This window comes from Streptomyces sp. NPDC093586 (assembly GCF_044764905.1).
Classification (GTDB): domain Bacteria; phylum Actinomycetota; class Actinomycetes; order Streptomycetales; family Streptomycetaceae; genus Streptomyces.
In genome coordinates this window covers 32,899-48,624 of the sequence record NZ_JBIWJA010000017.1, presented here as the reverse complement: position 1 = coordinate 48,624, position 15,726 = coordinate 32,899, and the positions used below count along the sequence as shown (strand labels likewise).

Annotated in this window: 16 protein-coding genes and 1 pseudogene; 7 read left to right on the top strand and 10 right to left on the bottom strand. The window is 72.2% G+C overall.

Annotated features, from left to right (window positions below):
* Positions 1-200 precede the first annotated feature (200 nt).
* On the top strand, positions 201-374 hold the full coding sequence (locus ACIRFH_RS19340) for a hypothetical protein (protein WP_403522102.1): 174 nt from the start codon (positions 201-203) through the stop codon (positions 372-374).
* Positions 375-465: 91 nt separating this feature from the next.
* Here ACIRFH_RS19340 and ACIRFH_RS19335 read toward each other — a convergent pair whose 3' ends face one another.
* Entirely contained in the window at positions 466-1,284 is an 819-nt protein-coding gene (locus ACIRFH_RS19335; RefSeq protein ID WP_403522100.1) for an inositol monophosphatase family protein, read from the bottom strand.
* An 8-nt stretch (positions 1,285-1,292) separates the two neighbouring features.
* Complete coding sequence (locus tag ACIRFH_RS19330; protein WP_403522098.1) at positions 1,293-2,420, bottom strand: ferrochelatase; 1,128 nt, start codon at positions 2,418-2,420, stop codon at positions 1,293-1,295.
* Between the two features lie 141 nt (positions 2,421-2,561).
* On the opposite strand from ACIRFH_RS19330, the gene ACIRFH_RS19325 reads away from it, so the two are divergent.
* Both ACIRFH_RS19325 and ACIRFH_RS19320 read left to right on the top strand, forming a co-directional pair.
* Positions 2,562-3,818: an MFS transporter gene (locus tag ACIRFH_RS19325; RefSeq protein WP_403522096.1), complete on the top strand. Its 1,257-nt coding sequence runs from the start codon at positions 2,562-2,564 to the stop codon at positions 3,816-3,818.
* Positions 3,760-5,097: a D-arabinono-1,4-lactone oxidase gene (locus tag ACIRFH_RS19320; RefSeq protein ID WP_403522094.1), complete on the top strand. Its 1,338-nt coding sequence runs from the start codon at positions 3,760-3,762 to the stop codon at positions 5,095-5,097. The genes ACIRFH_RS19325 and ACIRFH_RS19320 overlap by 59 nt, the downstream gene beginning before the upstream one ends.
* Here ACIRFH_RS19320 and ACIRFH_RS19315 read toward each other — a convergent pair.
* Positions 5,021-5,878, bottom strand: coding sequence for a hypothetical protein (locus ACIRFH_RS19315; RefSeq protein WP_403522092.1), 858 nt, complete (start codon positions 5,876-5,878; stop codon positions 5,021-5,023). The genes ACIRFH_RS19320 and ACIRFH_RS19315 overlap by 77 nt on opposite strands.
* A gap of 472 nt (positions 5,879-6,350) precedes the next feature.
* On the opposite strand from ACIRFH_RS19315, the gene sepH reads away from it, so the two are divergent.
* Positions 6,351-7,409, top strand: coding sequence for a septation protein SepH (gene sepH / locus ACIRFH_RS19310; protein WP_403522090.1), 1,059 nt, complete (start codon positions 6,351-6,353; stop codon positions 7,407-7,409).
* 72 nt (positions 7,410-7,481) lie between these two features.
* Here sepH and ACIRFH_RS19305 read toward each other — a convergent pair whose 3' ends face one another.
* Positions 7,482-8,333, bottom strand: a complete 852-nt coding sequence (locus ACIRFH_RS19305) for a sulfurtransferase (protein WP_403522088.1) — start codon at positions 8,331-8,333, stop codon at positions 7,482-7,484.
* 260 nt (positions 8,334-8,593) lie between these two features.
* Here ACIRFH_RS19305 and ACIRFH_RS19300 point away from each other — a divergent pair, with 260 nt between their 5' ends.
* Positions 8,594-9,397: a VOC family protein gene (locus tag ACIRFH_RS19300; RefSeq protein ID WP_403522086.1), complete on the top strand. Its 804-nt coding sequence runs from the start codon at positions 8,594-8,596 to the stop codon at positions 9,395-9,397.
* A 28-nt stretch (positions 9,398-9,425) separates the two neighbouring features.
* Here the strand turns inward: ACIRFH_RS19300 and ACIRFH_RS19295 are convergent, their stop codons facing one another.
* The 6 genes from ACIRFH_RS19295 to ACIRFH_RS19270 all read right to left on the bottom strand — a co-directional run bounded on the left by ACIRFH_RS19295 (position 9,426) and on the right by ACIRFH_RS19270 (position 13,641).
* Positions 9,426-10,499: a hypothetical protein gene (locus ACIRFH_RS19295; protein ID WP_403522084.1), complete on the bottom strand. Its 1,074-nt coding sequence runs from the start codon at positions 10,497-10,499 to the stop codon at positions 9,426-9,428.
* Positions 10,500-10,889: 390 nt separating this feature from the next.
* Entirely contained in the window at positions 10,890-11,273 is a 384-nt protein-coding gene (locus tag ACIRFH_RS19290) for a hypothetical protein (RefSeq protein WP_403522082.1), read from the bottom strand.
* Positions 11,270-11,527: a hypothetical protein gene (locus ACIRFH_RS19285; protein ID WP_403522080.1), complete on the bottom strand. Its 258-nt coding sequence runs from the start codon at positions 11,525-11,527 to the stop codon at positions 11,270-11,272. The genes ACIRFH_RS19290 and ACIRFH_RS19285 overlap by 4 nt, the downstream gene beginning before the upstream one ends.
* Positions 11,528-11,607: 80 nt before the next feature.
* A complete protein-coding gene (locus ACIRFH_RS19280) occupies positions 11,608-11,961 on the bottom strand; it encodes an ATP-binding protein (RefSeq protein WP_403522078.1) in 354 nt (117 codons plus the stop codon).
* 287 nt (positions 11,962-12,248) lie between these two features.
* Positions 12,249-13,055, bottom strand: a complete 807-nt coding sequence (locus ACIRFH_RS19275) for an SDR family oxidoreductase (protein WP_403522077.1) — start codon at positions 13,053-13,055, stop codon at positions 12,249-12,251.
* A 490-nt stretch (positions 13,056-13,545) separates the two neighbouring features.
* Complete coding sequence (locus ACIRFH_RS19270) at positions 13,546-13,641, bottom strand: hypothetical protein (protein ID WP_403522075.1); 96 nt, start codon at positions 13,639-13,641, stop codon at positions 13,546-13,548.
* Positions 13,642-14,516: 875 nt separating this feature from the next.
* Here ACIRFH_RS19270 and ACIRFH_RS19265 point away from each other — a divergent pair.
* Positions 14,517-15,453 (top strand): annotated as a pseudogene (locus tag ACIRFH_RS19265) (helix-turn-helix domain-containing protein).
* Positions 15,450-15,656, top strand: coding sequence for a DUF397 domain-containing protein (locus tag ACIRFH_RS19260; RefSeq protein ID WP_403522074.1), 207 nt, complete (start codon positions 15,450-15,452; stop codon positions 15,654-15,656). The pseudogene ACIRFH_RS19265 and the gene ACIRFH_RS19260 overlap by 4 nt, the downstream one beginning before the upstream one ends.
* The last annotated feature ends 70 nt before the right edge of the window (positions 15,657-15,726 follow it).

Genomic DNA, 15,726 nt, shown 5'->3' with positions numbered 1-15,726 from the left:
TTTACACCCCGCGATCACGCTCTGCCTGTACCGCGCGCCACGCGGTGCTCCGTGGTCCGCTTCCGCAGAGCGGGCGTGGGTGTCCGGCACCGTCGCCGCCCAGCAGGGCAGCGCTGGGCACCCCACCGGAGACGTGATCGCCCCTTCCGACGGCACACCCCCGTGCCACAGACCCACGACCCAGGACGAGGGGGCGCAGCATGGACGCTTTCACCGCAGGACTTCTGCAGCGCATAAAGACGACCGAGTCCGACCTGTCCCGGGCCCGCGACGAGGGCGACGACTTCCTCGTCGAGGTGGAGCTGGGCGAGCTCGACGAACTGCGCCGTCTCGCTGCCGAGCACGGTGTGGAGGTCGAGGCGACCGGCGTCTGACCGGCCCGTGAGCGACGGGGCCCCGGCGGGATCCAGCGCCGGGGCCCCGTCGTGTCGGGACACGGGAAGACGCCGCGCGACGTCGGTCCGGTCAGGCGCCGAAGTCCACCAGGAGCCGCTGGAGGGGCTGGAAGACCTCGGGGGTGGCCGCGATCGTCAGATCGCGTGACGGGCGCTCCCCGGGGCGTCCACCGGTCACCGCGCCCGCCTCCCGGGCGATCAGGTCGCCCGCGGCGAGGTCCCAGGGGTGCAGTCCGCGTTCGTAGTAGCCGTCGAGGCGGCCCGCGGCCACGTCGCACAGGTCGATCGCGGCCGAACCGCCGCGCCGGATGTCCCGCACGAGGGGGATCAGCCGCCGTGCGATCTCGGCCTGCTCGGCGCGGACCTCGGCGACGTAGTTGAAGCCGGTGGAGACGAGCGCCCGGTCCAGCGGCGCCGCCGGCCGGCAGGCGAGCCGGCGCTCGCCGCCCCAGGCACCGGTCGCCCAGGCTCCGCCGCCGCGGACGGCCCAGTACGTCTCGCCCCGCATCGGGGCCACGACCACCCCGGCGACCCGCTCGCCGTCCTGTTCGGCGGCGATGGAGACCGCCCAGGTGGGCAGGCCGTACAGGTAGTTGACGGTGCCGTCGAGCGGGTCGATCACCCAGCGGACGCCGCTGGTGCCCTCGACGGCGGCGCCCTCCTCGCCGAGGAAGCCGTCGGCGGGCCGGCGGTCGGAGATCAGGCTGGTGATCAGCTTCTCGGCGGCGATGTCCATCTCGGTCACCACGTCGATCGGGCTGGACTTGGTGGCCGCGACCTCGAGGTCGGCCGGGCGGCCGTCGCGCAGCAGCTCGCCCGCCCGGTGGGCGGCCTCCTGGGCGATCTTCAGCAGCTCGGTGTGGAGGGGGTCGGTCGTCACGTCGGTCACGGGGCTCCTCAGGCGTAGGGGCTGTCGGCGCCGGCGGCGGCGGGACGGGGGGCGCGGGCGGGGCAGCAGCCGACGGGGCACAGGTTGTGACTGGCGCCCAGCGCGCCCAGTGCGCACGGTGTGACCTCCTGACCGCGCTCGACGGCGGCCCGCTCCAGGACGAGGTCGCGGACGGCGGCGGCGAACCGCGGGTCGGCGCCGACGGTGGCCGAGCGGCGCACCGGCAGTCCCAGCTCCCCGGCCTTGGCCGTGGCCTCCGTGTCGAGGTCGTAGAGGACCTCCATGTGGTCGGAGACGAAGCCGATGGGAGCCATGACCACGGCGGGGACGCCGGCCGCGTGGCGCTCTTCCAGGTGGTCGCAGATGTCGGGCTCCAGCCACGGGATGTGCGGGGCGCCGGAGCGCGACTGGTACACGAGCTGCCAGGGGTGGTCGACGCCGGTGCGCTCCCGGACGGCGTCGGCGATCAGCCGCGCCACGTCCAGGTGCTGGCGGACGTAGGCGCCGCCGTCGCCGTGCTCCTCGGCCGGGCCGGAGGTGTCGGACGCCGAGGTGGGGATGGAGTGGGTCGAGAACGCGATGTGCGCGCCGTCCCTGACCTCCTCGGGGAGGTCGGCGAGGGACCGGACGACACCGTCGACCATGGGCTCCACGAAGCCGGGGTGGTTGAAGTAGTGCCGCAGCTTGTCGATCTTCGGCGGTTCCAGGCCCTCGGCCTCCAGGGCGGCGAGCGCGTCCGCGAGGTTCTCGCGGTACTGGCGGCAGCCCGAGTAGGAGGCGTAGGCGCTGGTGGCGAGGACGAGGATGCGGCGGCGGCCGTCGCGGACCATCTCGCGCAGGGTGTCCGTCAGGTACGGCGCCCAGTTGCGGTTGCCCCAGTAGACCGGCAGGTCCAGGCCGTGCTCGGCGAAGTCCTCGCGCAGCGCGTCCAGCAGGGCGCGGTTCTGGTCGTTGATGGGGCTGACCCCGCCGAAGAGGAAGTAGTGCTGTCCGACTTCCTTCAGGCGTTCCTTGGGGATGCCGCGCCCGCGCGTCACGTTCTCCAGGAACGGGACCACGTCGTCCGGGCCCTCCGGGCCGCCGAACGAGAGCAGGAGCAGGGCGTCGTAGGGGCTGGCATCGAGCACGTCAGGCATGTCTCGATCCTGCCACCCGGCAGTGACACGGGACATCGGCGGGTGTCGGCGGTGCGTCCGCGGGGGTGCTTTCGGGGCACCCCGACGCGTAAGCTGTATCGACTGCGATCGCACCTTACCGAGCCGTTACCGGAGACCTCGTTGCCCAGCCCTTACCGCGCCCTGTTCGCCGCCCCCGGCAGCAAGAGCTTCTCCTTCGCGGGTTTCCTCGGCCGGATGCCGCTGTCGATGATGGGCATCGGCGTGGTGACGATGATCTCGCAGCTCACCGGCCGGTACGGACTGGCCGGCGGGCTGTCGGCCACCATCGCGCTCGCCGCCGCCGTGCTCGGACCGCAGGTCTCGCGGCTGGTGGACCGGTACGGCCAGCGGCGCGTGCTGCGCCCGGCCACGCTGGTGTCGCTCACCGCGGCGGCCGTGCTGCTGCCGGCCGCGCACTACGGGTGGCCGGACTGGGTGCTGTTCGCGGCCTGCGTGGGCATCGGCTGCGTGCCGAGCCTCGGCGCGATGGTCCGGGCCCGCTGGGCGGCCATATACCGGGGCACCCCGCAGCTGCACACCGCGTACTCCTTCGAGTCCGTGGTGGACGAGATCTGCTTCATCTTCGGGCCGATCATCTCCATCGGCCTGTCCACGGCGTGGTTCCCGGAGGCCGGGCCGCTGCTGGCCGCCTGCTTCCTGGCGGCCGGCGTCTTCTGGCTGACCGCCCAGCACGCCACCGAGCCCGCGCCGCACCCGCGCGACCGCAAGGGCGGCGGCACCGCCCTGAGCTCCCGGGGACTGCGGGTCCTGGTCGCCACGTTCGCGGCCACGGGGACGATCTTCGGGGCCGTCGACGTGGTCACCGTGGCCTTCGCCGAGGAGGAGGGGCACAAGGCCGCCGCCAGTCTCGTGCTGGCCCTGTACGCGGCGGGTTCCTGCACGGCGGCCATGGTCTTCGGTCTGCTGCGCTTCGCCGGACCGCCCGAGCGCCGCTGGCTGCTGGGCGTCTGTGCGATGGCCGTGAGTATGATCCCCCTCCTACTGGTCGGGAACCTGCCGTTTCTGGCCGCGGCGCTGTTCGTTGCGGGTCTGTCCATCGCTCCGACGATGATCACGACGATGTCCCTCATCGAAGAGCACGTACCACGCGCGCAGCTCACCGAGGGCATGACCTGGGTGAGCACCGGGCTCGCGGTCGGGGTGGCGCTCGGTTCGTCCGTGGGCGGCTGGGTGATCGACGCGGCCGGAGCGCGCGCGGGGTACGGGGTTCCGGCGGTGGCCGGGGCCGTCGCGGTCGCGGTCGGTTTCCTCGGGTACCGCCGGCTCAAGCGGCCGGCTCCGCGTCGGGGAGGGACCGTTGAGCAGCACACGCACGGCGAACGGGAAGACGAGCGGGAAGAACCGCACCTGGCGTAACTGGGGCGGCAACGTCTCCGCGCGGCCGGCACGGGAGGCCGTTCCCGCGTCCGTCGACGAACTGGCCCGGGTCGTCCGCCGGGCCGCCGAGGACGGGCTGCGGATCAAGCCCGTCGGCACCGGGCACTCCTTCACGTCCATAGCCGCGACGGACGGGGTGCTGATCCGCCCCGACCTGCTGACCGGCATCCGGCGCGTCGACCGCGACGCCATGACGGTCACGGTGGAGGCCGGCACCCCGCTCAAGAGGCTCAACACGGCCCTCGCGCGGGAGGGCCTGTCGCTCACGAACATGGGCGACATCATGGAGCAGACGGTCTCCGGGGCCACCAGCACCGGCACCCACGGCACGGGCCGCGACTCGGCCTCGATCGCCGCCCAGATCAAGGGCCTGGAACTGGTCACGGCCGACGGCTCGGTGCTCACCTGCTCCGAGAAGGAGAACCCCGAGGTCTTCGCCGCCGCCCGGATCGGTCTCGGCGCCCTCGGCGTCATCACCGCGATCACCTTCGCCGTGGAGCCGGTCTTCCTGCTCACGGCCCGCGAGGAACCGATGCCGCTCGGCCGGGTCCTCGCCGACTTCGACGCGCTGTGGGCCGAGAACGAGCACTTCGAGTTCTACTGGTTCCCGCACACCGGCAGCACCACCACCAAGCGCAACAACCGCAGCGCGGGCCCGGCCCGGCCGGTGGGCCGGATCCAGGGCTGGTTCGACGACGAGTTCCTCTCCAACGGCGTCTTCCAGGCGGCCAACTGGGTCGGCCGCGCGGTGCCCGCCACCGTTCCGGCGATCGCCCGGATCTCCAGCAGGGCGCTGTCGGCGCGGACGTACACCGACATCCCCTACCGGGTCTTCACCTCCCCGCGCCGGGTGCGGTTCGTGGAGATGGAGTACGCCGTTCCGCGCGAGGCCGTCGTGGAGACGCTGCGCGAGCTGAAGGCGATGGTCGACCGGTCGGGGCTGAGGGTCAGTTTCCCGGTGGAGGTGCGGACGGCCCCGGCCGACGACATCACGCTGTCCACCGCCTCGGGCCGGGACAGCGCGTACATCGCCGTCCACATGTTCCGGGGCACGCCCTACCGGGCGTACTTCACCGCCGCCGAGCGCATCTTCACCGCGCACGGGGGGCGGCCGCACTGGGGCAAGGTGCACACGCGGGACGCCGAGTACCTCGCGGGGGTGTATCCGCGCTTCGGCGAGTTCACGGCGCTGCGGGACCGTCTTGATCCTGATCGCCGGTTCCAGAACGACTACTTGCGCCGGGTTCTGGGGCCGTAGCCGAGGCGTCGGGGGCCGGACTCGTGGCCTCGCCGGACCCGTCGCTCCCGGGGGTGCTCGAGGTGGGCGCCGGGCTGGTTCCGGCACCGCCGTCCTCCGGGTAGGTGGCCTCCGAGGACGCGGTTCCCCCGAATCCGCTCGGGGCCCCGGACGGAGTCGCCGCCGGAGCGTCGTGACCGGTGCCGGAGTCCCCCGGGTCCTCCGAGTCCCCCGAGCCCGTCGGGGCGGGGGACTCCTCGGAGTCGCCGGAACGGCCCGGCTTCCCCGGGTCCGGCGCGGACTTGCCGTGACCGGCCAGGGCGCTGCCGACGGTCGTGCTGTGCCCGCCGCTCAGGTTGTGGCCGGAGAGGGCTTCGTAGACGGTGATCCCGCCCATGGTGACGCCGAAGACGAGGGCCGCCGCGATCAGCGGCCGCTTCCAGCTCTTCACCCGCGCGCGATAGACGGTGCCCTCGGTGAACTCGCCGGGAGCGGGCGCCGCTTGGCCGCCGGGGTGTCCGGCGTCCGCCGCGACGCCCGCCACGGCGGCGCGCCTGGTCCGCACCTGCTCCGCGGTGCGCTTGAAGAAGTGCTGGAACACCGGGCCGCCGCAGGTGGCGATGACGCTGATCAGACCGGCGCCGAGGATCGTGCCGTAGACGCCGAAGGAGGAGGCGAGCTTGGCGGCGACCACCGCCGCCAGGGCGCTGCCCGCGACCTGGGGCACGCTCAAGTCGATCCGCTTGGATTCCGCCTCCGTACGCATGTCCGCCTCACCGGCGACATCGGGCTTTTCACGCATCCCCGGACCTTGCCTGCCTTTCCCGTACGCGATCGATCAACTGCACGAGAAGGGGACGTAGGGGCGAAACCATTAGTTCCGTTTCTGGTGATTCCGTGAAGTACGCCACGCACGGGATCGCGGAAATCGTGCCGGGGACGGCCGAGCGCCCCCTCTTGCCCGAAGTCGGTCGGCGTGCCAATCCACGCAGGTGGTCCGAATGGAGTACTGTTGCGACCCCTGGGTCCGGTCCCCCGACAGGGGGTTCAGGACCTTGAAGGACCGCCGGGAGGGGGCTAGTTGCACTGGGTGACGCAGTTGGTCACTTAGCGTTGCGAACAGGTAACCGTGCCATAACGGCGATCCAGGGCCCGCGCCCGACACGCCGGGCAACTCGGCAAGGTTGTGGCAGGCTGCACCCGGGCAGGCCACACTCGACAGAGCGGAAGCAGCGACGCACGTGACGTCGGCAGGCACCACCCGGGAGGTCCCCATGCCCGAACTGCGTGTCGTGGCCGTCTCGAATGACGGCACACGGCTGGTGCTGAAGGCTGCGGACAGCACGGAGTACACGCTTCCGATCGACGAGCGGCTCCGGGCCGCCGTACGCGGTGACCGTCCCCGCCTCGGCCAGATCGAGATCGAGGTGGAGAGCCATCTCCGCCCCCGCGACATCCAGGCGCGTATACGTGCCGGCGCGACCGCGGAGGAAGTCGCCCAGATGGCCGGCATCCCCGTCGATCGCGTACGCCGCTTCGAGGGCCCCGTCCTCGCCGAGCGCGCCTTCATGGCGGAGCGGGCCCGCAAGACCCCCGTCCGCCGCCCCGGCGAGAACTCCGGGCCGCCCCTCGGTGAGGCCGTCCAGGAACGGCTGCTGCTGCGCGGCGCCGAGAAGGACTCCGTGCAGTGGGACTCCTGGCGCCGCGACGACGGCACCTGGGAGGTCCTGCTGGTCTACCTGGTCGCGGGCGAGCCGCACTCGGCGAGCTGGACGTACGACCCGCCCCGGCGGCTCGTCCAGGCCGTCGACGACGAGGCGCGCGCGCTGATCGGCGAGACCGACGACCTCGCGGCGAACGAGCCCAGCTTCCCGTTCGTCCCGCGCATCGCACGGCTGCCGCGCGACCGGCCGCTGGACCGCACGCTCGACCGGGAGCTCCGGGAACGGCCGAGCCTGCCGGCGCAGCCGTCCGAGCCGGCCGAGGAGACCACGGCCACCGCCTCGGGCGAACGCGAGCGGGACTCGCTGACCAGTCTGCTGGAGGCGGTACCGAGCTTCCGGGGCGATCTGGTGGTCCCCGAGCGCGTGCCGGAGACGGTGGTGGATCCCGCCGAGGAGTCCGAGGTGGAGGAGCCCTCCGCCCCGGCGGCGTCGGCCGGGTCCGCCTACGCCGACGTGCTCATGCCGCGCTCCGTGGGCAGTCACCGCGACCGCCTCACCGGCTCCACCGACCGCCAGGCCGAGGCCGACGGCGTCCGTCCGGGGCGCCGTGCGGCGGTGCCGAGCTGGGACGAGATCGTGTTCGGGACACGGCGCAAGAAGCAGGAGTAGACGGGCCCTTCCCGTCCGGGGTCCAGGCCGCACCTCTCGGGGTGACGGCCCGGACCTCGTCCCTGAGCGGGCCTACTGGGGATCCGGTCCCACGGCCACCGGCCGCTCCGGGTCCGACGACCACTCCGACCACGACCCCACGTACAGCGCCGCCGGGATGCCGGCTACCGCCAGCGCCAGCACCTCGTGGGCCGCGGAGACGCCCGAACCGCAGTACACGCCGACCTCGCCGCCGCCGGTCGCGCCCAGGTCCTCGAAGCGGGCGCGGAGTTCCCCGGCCGGCCGGAACCGGCCGTCCGCCAGCACGTTGTCCGTCGTCGGCGCCGACACCGCGCCCGGGATGTGACCGCCGACCGGGTCGATCGGCTCGACCTCACCCCGGTACCGCTCCCCCGCCCGGGCGTCGAACAGCACCCCGGAGCGGGCCAGCGCGGCGGCCCCGTCCGCGTCCAGCAGCCCCACCGCGCCCGGCGCCGGCGTGAAGTCGCCCTCGTCGGGCACCGGGACGTCCCCGGACAGCGGCCCCTGCCAGGCGCGCAGTCCGCCGTCGAGGACCCGCACGTCCGGGTGGCCCGTCCAGCGCAGCAGCCACCAGGCGCGGGCCGCCGCCCAGCCCTGCCCGCCGTCGTACACGACGACCGGCCGCCTCGACGACACGCCCGCCCGGCGCATCGCGGCGCCGAACTCCGCCACGTCCGGCAGCGGATGACGGCCGTGCTCGCCGGGCGCGGAGGCGAGCTCCCGGTCCAGGTCGACGAAGACGGCGCCGGGAAGGTGCCCGGCCGCGTACTCGGCCCGTCCGTCGAAGGGTGGTGCACCGGCCGCCCTGGCCGTGCTCAGCTGCCACCGGACGTCGAGCAGGACGGGCGGGTTCGCGCCCGCCAGCTCGTTCGTGAGTTCGGATGCGGAGATGATGGCGTTCATGGCCCCATCCTGGCGTACCGAGTGGCCGACGCGCCGATGTCGGGCTAGTCTGCCCGCCGGACAGTACCGGTCACGAGGCGTACGGGATCGGGCACGTGCTGTACCGACCGGGCGGCGGGCCGATCACACGGCGGGCCCGGACGCGCGACGGCCGACCCCGCGCGGGAATCGGCACGCAGGACCGCACGGAGGGCTCCCACGAGGGGCCGGCACAGCGAGAGCGGACGCACGGCCCGCGTGGGGCCGAGAAGAGAGTGACGATGACCGACGCACGGGGCCCGGCAGGCAGCGGCGACGGAACGCACGTACGGCACACGCCCGGCACACCCTGCTGGGTGAGTCTGATGGTCCACGGGCCGGACGCGACCCAGGAGTTCTACGGAGCGTTGTTCGGCTGGGAGTTCCGGCCCGGCCCCGAGCAACTCGGCCCCTACGTACGGGCCCTGCTCGGCGGGCAGGAGGTGGCGGGCATCGGCCGGCTCCCCGTGGACCGGCACCTGCCCCTCGCCTGGACGCCGTACCTCGCCTCCGACGACGTGAACGAGACGGCCGACGCGGTGCGTTCCTGCGGTGGCACGATCGGCGTGGGCCCGCTGGACGCGGCCGAGGCCGGGCGCCTGGTCATCGGCTCCGACCCGTCGGGCGCCGTCTTCGGCGTCTGGCAGGCGGCGGCACATCTCGGCACGGCCGTCACCGGCGAGCCCGGCACGCCCGCGTGGAACGAGCTGACGACCTACGACGCGGTGAGCGCCGCCAAGTTCTACGAGACGGTGTTCGGCTTCGAGCTGGAGCCGACGGCCACCGCGGGCCGCGACCACGTGACCCTCCGCCTCGACGGCCGCCCCGTCGCCGGCATCCACGGCGTCGGCGACGCCCTGCCCCGCGAACGGGGACCGCACTGGACGACGTACTTCGAGGTGGCCGACCTCGGGGAGTCCCTGGAACGGCTGACCGGCCTGGGCGGACACGTCCTGGAGCCGCCCCGGGACACCGACCGCGGGCGCGTGGCGCTGGTGGCGGATCCGGAGGGGGCGCGGTTCGCGGTGCTGGAGAGCGCGGGGTGAGGGGCTGGAGGAACGGACCGCCGGACGGCTAGAAGAGGTCGCCCGGTCCGACCTGCGCGAGCTTCGCGAGGATCGTGCGCATCCACGGGCTGCGAACGGCCGGCAGCCGGACCAAGGTGTGCCGGAACGTTCCCCGGTCGGCCCGGAACAGGTGGTTGGGGCGCGGCGGGGGCGGGTCGTCGCGCAGGACCTCCCGGGGCAGGCCGCCCGACGCGGGAACCGGCACGTTCGGCTGGGGAGAGACCAACCAGAGCCACACTCCCAGCGGCAGAGGCACCGGGTATGCGGACACAGCCGGACCGACGGGAGCCCAGGTCCGACCCGTCCGGGGATGGACCGGTACGAGAAGGATGTCGGCGCCCGCGTCGGTGGGAGGCCGTCCCGGTCCGGCCAGGACGGCCCGCCGCGTCGGTGGCCCCGCGGGCAGCAGGGTGTCGAGCGCGCGTTGGAACATGTCCGCGGTCAGCCCCTTGGGGACCTGCACCGGCCGGCCTTCGGAGGCCGCCAACAGGTGGGCGAGTGCCTGGCCGGCCGCAGCCTCCCACCGTGGACTCCACGACCAGTAGTGGCCGGGTCCGAGCGGTCCTCCCCACGTGGATATCGGCTCGAACGAGGGCGTCTTCTCCCCCTCCTCCGTCAGCTCCGCCCAGGAGAGCGGCGTGGCATCGACACCATCGACGGGGACGCGGCGTACGGCGTCCGAGCTGAGCCGTACTGCCTGCCAGAGCGAGCAGTCGTCGACCCTGGTGGCCACGGACAGGTCGCACGCCTCACAGGCCACGTTGGGTCCGTCGGCGCCGTCGAGGCCACAGCAGGCACCACCGCGTTTGTCGGGGATCAGCCGGGTTCCGCGCACGTCGCCGGGCGCGATGACGATCTCCTCCGACGCGCTGTCGGACGGTTCCTCCGCCGGATCGACCTCGTCCCACCTCCGCCGGGGTCCGCCCCAGGGGGCCGGGTCCACGGCGAACGTCCCCGACTCCATGAGTACCGGAAGCTGGACCCCGTTCCCGTATTTCTGACGGGCGTGGGCCGGAAGGGCGACCTGGGACAGCGGGACGGTCAGCTCGGCATCGCATCGCGCGCAGACGAAAACGAACAAAGACCCCTCCACATGGGAAACAGCAGCATCATCGCAGCTCGGCGGCAGGCGGCCCATGTGTTTCCCGGCCCTCGCGGGGAGGGCGCCTGCCACCTTCGTGGAGCATCCACGGGACGCGAGTTCGGGCAGGGGCAGCGCGTGGGTGCGGTCCGGTTCCTTCGCGTCCATGTGGTCTCTCCCGTGGGTTCCGTGCTGGTGCGGGAAGGGCGAGCACCGACAGGCACCGAGGGGCGGCGGGGCCGCCGGGGGCCTGTCGACAGGACGGAACCGTAGGAGTGGACTGGATGCTTTCGTGGACGAGGGGCCGATAACCCGTATTGTCGGCCCCTCGCTTGCGCCTGAGTTCGAGCGATCGAGCAGGACCATGGCTTCGGCGCCGCCCCGCACCGCTTACGAGCTGCCGAGGTCGATGACTCGTACGGCCTGCGCCTCCCACACGTCGGGCGTCGTGGTGGCGACCGCAGCCCCGTTCGGCCGTTCCGCCGTCGGCTCGGCGGCGTATCGGGTGTGGGCGGGAGCCCAGGACGTCCCACGGGCCACGGCGAGCGCGGCCGGCAGATCCAGGCCGAGCACCGTGATGCCGGGGAGCGCGGCGAGATGCTCCGCCGTACCGGGCCGTACGCGATCGGCCTCCACCAGCGCGCACGCCGGGGCGTAGAGGAAGCATCCCTCCTCTGAATGCGCACGGTGGATCAGGCGTGGGGCGAGCACGTCGCTCCGGCCCGCCGCTACCATCCCCGTCTCGTCCAGGACGATGTGCAGAGCCTCGGTCACCTGGCTCCCGCCTCATTGAGCCGCCGGTCCAACTCGGCGTCGGATTCAGCCAGTTCGTTTGCACTCGGGTCGTAGCCGTTCCATGCCCGCAGAGCAGCGCGCGTTTGGTCGGCGCGGGCCGCGCGCTCCTCGGGAGTGAGCAGGGTTTCGGCGAGGTGGGACAGGTAGCCCCGCAGGGACATGCCTTCAAAGGACGCTATCCGGGCGAGCCGGTCGCGGGCTTCGACGGGGATGCGGATGTGGGCGTCGGACATACAGGCATCCTCAGTCAGCCTCCGAGGATACGGGTACGGGTACGTACCCGTCCGGGCCGAGTCGAGCGATCCGGTTCGGCTCACCACTGGGGCCGTGCCGGAAACGCGTACTCCGCCCAGATGGTCGTCCCCGGCCCGTCCGGGCGCGGGTGCCAGTCCCAGCGGGCCGCGAGGTGCGCCACGAGGAGCAGTCCGCGGCCGGTCTCCTCGGCGCCGGTGGTGTCTTCCGGAGCGGCGGGCCGGCAGGGGTGGCGTTCGGCGCGGGTGTCGGTGACCTCGATGTCGATGCGGACGGTGCGGCCGTCGGGGGCGACGTGGAGACGGAAGCGGAAGTCCCGGCCGGGGACGTGGCCGTGTCGGACGGCGTTCGCGGTGAGCTCCGCGACGACCCGCACGATCGCGTCGTGCGGGTCGGTGCCGTACGGGATGCCCACGCGTCCAGGCGGACTGCCGCCAGACGGCGGGCGAGACGGGCTCCTCCGGGTGTGGAGGTGAAGCGCATCTCGAAGGTGCGGCCGCCCGGTGACGGGGCTGCCTCCAGGGGGACGGAGGGGCGGGTGGTGGCGGTGAGCTGGACAGGTTTCGTCGTCACGCCCACCACGGTCCCGCCGGTTGCACACCGCGACCAGCGATTACGCGGTGACAGAGGCGGTTGTACGCGTGCGTCGGAGCTGCGCGCCGTGTCCGCGTCCGCCCGGGGGCCGGGGGGCCGGGCCCACGGCTATGCGAGGCCGCCGTTGCTCTGGAGAAGCTGGGCGTTGATCCAACCGCCCTCCGGGGAGCAGAGGAACGAGACGAGATTCGCGCAGTCCTGCGGCACACCGAGGCGCCCCAGGGGCGTGAAACGGACCATGTCCGCCTTCTGTTCCTCGGTCATCCACCCGGTGTCGATCGGTCCGGGGTTGATCGCGTTGCAGGTCACCCCCAGGTGGGCGAGCTCACGGGCGGCTGCCAGCGTGATCCGGTCCATCGCCCCCTTGCTCGCCCCGTACGGCAGGTTGCCCGCGGTGTGGTCACTGGTCAGGCTGATGACGCGTCCGCTGCCGTGCTGCCCGCGGAACCGCAGCCCGTACTCCCGGATCAGCAGCCAGGTCGCCCGCGCGTTGACCGCGAAGTGCCGGTCGAAGCTCTCCACCGTGGTGTCCAGCAGGCCGGAGTCGACCGACTCGCAGTGGCAGAGGACCAGCGCGGTGACGTTCCCCAGTTCGCGTTCGACGCCGTCGAAGAGCTGGGCCGGCACGGCCGGTTCGCTCAGATCCGCCTCGACCGCGAACGTTCTCGCACCGAGGGACGCCGCCTGCTTCCGCAACTCCTCGGGCGCGCCCCGGTCCACGCCCCACGGCATCCGTGCGTCGTACGGTGCCCAGTACGTGAAGGCCACGTCCCAGCCGGCCCGGGCCAGGGTCAGCACCACGGACGCCGCGATGCCCGCCGAGCGCCCCGCCCCCGTGACCAGGGCGAGCGGACGCCCCGCCTCGTCCCCGCCCCGCCGGTTCTCCTCGCGTGTCTCACCAGTCATGATCTCCATCCTGGCGGATCCTCCTCCACGCGGCACCCGTATTTCCGGGGGCTGCGCGGGCGGGCGCGGGCGGTCCCACGGACGTCCGCAGCTCCGGATGCCCGCAGACGCAGGGCCACATGCTGGAGTCGGGAACCGGTGGTGAAGATGTCATCGACCAGGTGAACCGTGGTGTCCCTGATATCGGTACGGCCCGCTGTCCACGCCAGAGCAGCGGCATGGGCAGCGGCAGCACCCCCCGATGGCCTGCTTCGCCGACCGTGGCGTCTCTTTCTCCTTCACCAGGAGGCGCCTGCCCGGCGGGTTGAGCGGAAAAGCGTGAGTGACGTCCTCCGGCGGCGTCCATGATCGCTTCGATGTGCTGCAGGGGAGTCCGCGCGCCTAGTGGGTGGGATTGCCGATCGAGAGAGGCTGTGCTCACCCATTGCGCGCGCGGTATTGTCATTCGGCTTCGTCGACACCACGTTGCCGTCGGAGAAGATGCGCCCGGCACGCCCGGTCACCGCTGCCCCTGACTCCGTTCCCAGGCATCGATGACCGTCCTGGGGATGCGTCCACGGTCCGGCACGTCATAACCACGGGCACACGCCCACACTCGGATCTCTTGACCACTCCCCCTCCAGGGGGATTCGAAGCGGTCGGCAGCGGAACCGGGCCCGGCAGAAGCGGCCCTGGCTCCGAAGGAGTGAAGCCCGTGTCCGGCCCCAGGAAGTCCGCCGGGAAGCCGGGAGCGGTGACCACCCCGCTGAGCAGCGCGACCAGGAACTCCGTCAGTGTGCCCTCGTGCACGTACCAGTCCGTGGCATCCCGATTCGTCACGGCCACGCGCCAGGCATCGGGGGTCTCCGCCGGATCCATAAGCCAGAACAGGTACCCCCCGTTGTCAGTCACACCCACCGCGAACATATGCGCCGGGTCACTGGGACCGGGCAGTCCCCGCTCGTCGCGGAACATGAGTAGGTGACTGCGCTTCACCTCAGGCATGGAACCGGTCAGGTTCACCCACGGTGTGGACGCCAACGGGTGGTAAACGGACAGAAAACCGGCGAACGTTCCGGGGCCGTACGACGCCGCCATGTCCTTGTAGTCCTGCGGCAGGCGGAACCCGAGGACACCCTCCACCGCGGACCACTCCACGAGGGGTGGGGCAGAAGGCGGAGGGGCCATGCGAACGAGGTCGTCGAAACTGGTCACGGCCGAAGTCCTTGGCGTGGGCGTCGCTGCTGATCGTACGCAGGGTTGTCCAGCCCCCCGGCTGCTGTGCCGCGGCATCTGCGAGCGCCGCATGGAATCCCACCGGGTCCACCAGTACCCCGGCTACCGCTGCCGCCGCGGACACACCAGTGCCGCGTGACCAGTGGTTGCGCGGTGACAGGGGTGGGTTGTACGCGCGTTGTCCGCAGGTGTCGGAGGTGTGCGCCGTGACCGCGTCCGTCGTGGGGGCGTTGGGGCGGGGAGGCGGTGATGCACATGGCGGAGTACGGGAGTGCGGAGGCGGGGGCCGAGGTGGCGTCCGGGGAGCGCGGGAGCGGTGGCGCGGGGGCGGTCGTGAGTCTCGGGGACGGGTGGGACAGCGACGACGGGGCCGGGCGCCGGCCGGAGGATGAAGCGGGGCGCGGTGTCGTCGTCGCGTTCGGGCAGACGATGAAGACGCTGCGGCTGCGAAAGGGACTGGAGCGCGAGGAGTTCGGGAGGCGGCTCGGGCTACTCGGCGTCCACGATCGCGTCGTTCGGGCAGGGGCGGCGCATTCCGCCGCCCAGGGCGATCGAGCGCGCCGATGAGGTGCTGGGAGCGGGCGGGCTGCTGTGCCTGTGGAAGGAGCAGGTGGAACGGGCGCAGCACCCGGTGTTCTTCCAGGGGATGGCCCAACTGGAGAAGGAAGCCGTCGAGTTGCTGGCGTACGACACTCTGGTGGTCAAGGGGCTTCTGCAGACGGAGGAGTACACGCGGGCGCTGCTGGCCGTGCGGCGTCCCCCACTGGACGAGGAGACGATCGAGCAGCGGGTGACGGCACGGCTGGCCCGCCATGAGATCTTCGACCGGCGGCCTGCTCCGTTTCTGAGCTTCGTGATGGACGAGTCGATCCTGCGACGTCCGTACGGAGGCAGGTCCGTACTGCGCGGACAGTTGGAGCACCTGCTGTTGATCGGCCAGAAGCGCAACGTCGAGATCCAGGTCATGCCGGTCGACCGCGAGGACAACGCCGGTGTGAACGGGCCGTTCACCGTGGTCACTCGCAAGGATGGCAAGAAGTCCCTGTATGCCGAGGCACAAGGTGTCGGCTCTCTGCAAACCGACGCGGAACAGGGGGTTCTGGCCGCGGCCCGTTATGGGACCATCCGATCGCAGGCTCTCGCTCCAGGAGAGTCACTGGAGCTCGTCGAAGGGGTGCTGGGATCGCTATGAGCAACGCTGAGTCCTCGACCGGCCTCACCTGGTTCAAGAGCAGCTACAGCGGAACCGAGGGGGGCGATTGCGTGGAGGTCGCGCCCGGAACGGCGGCTGTGCACGTCCGGGACTCCAAGGACGTCCCCGGCCCCGTGCTCACGGTCTCGCGTGAGGCATGGGCGGGGTTCGTCGGGCTAGCCTCGTCGGAGCGATGCGTCTGACGCTCGTACGGTCGTGAAAACCCTGCCAGTTCCCGTCTGGGACGCCGCCTGACGCATCCGGGCTCACGAG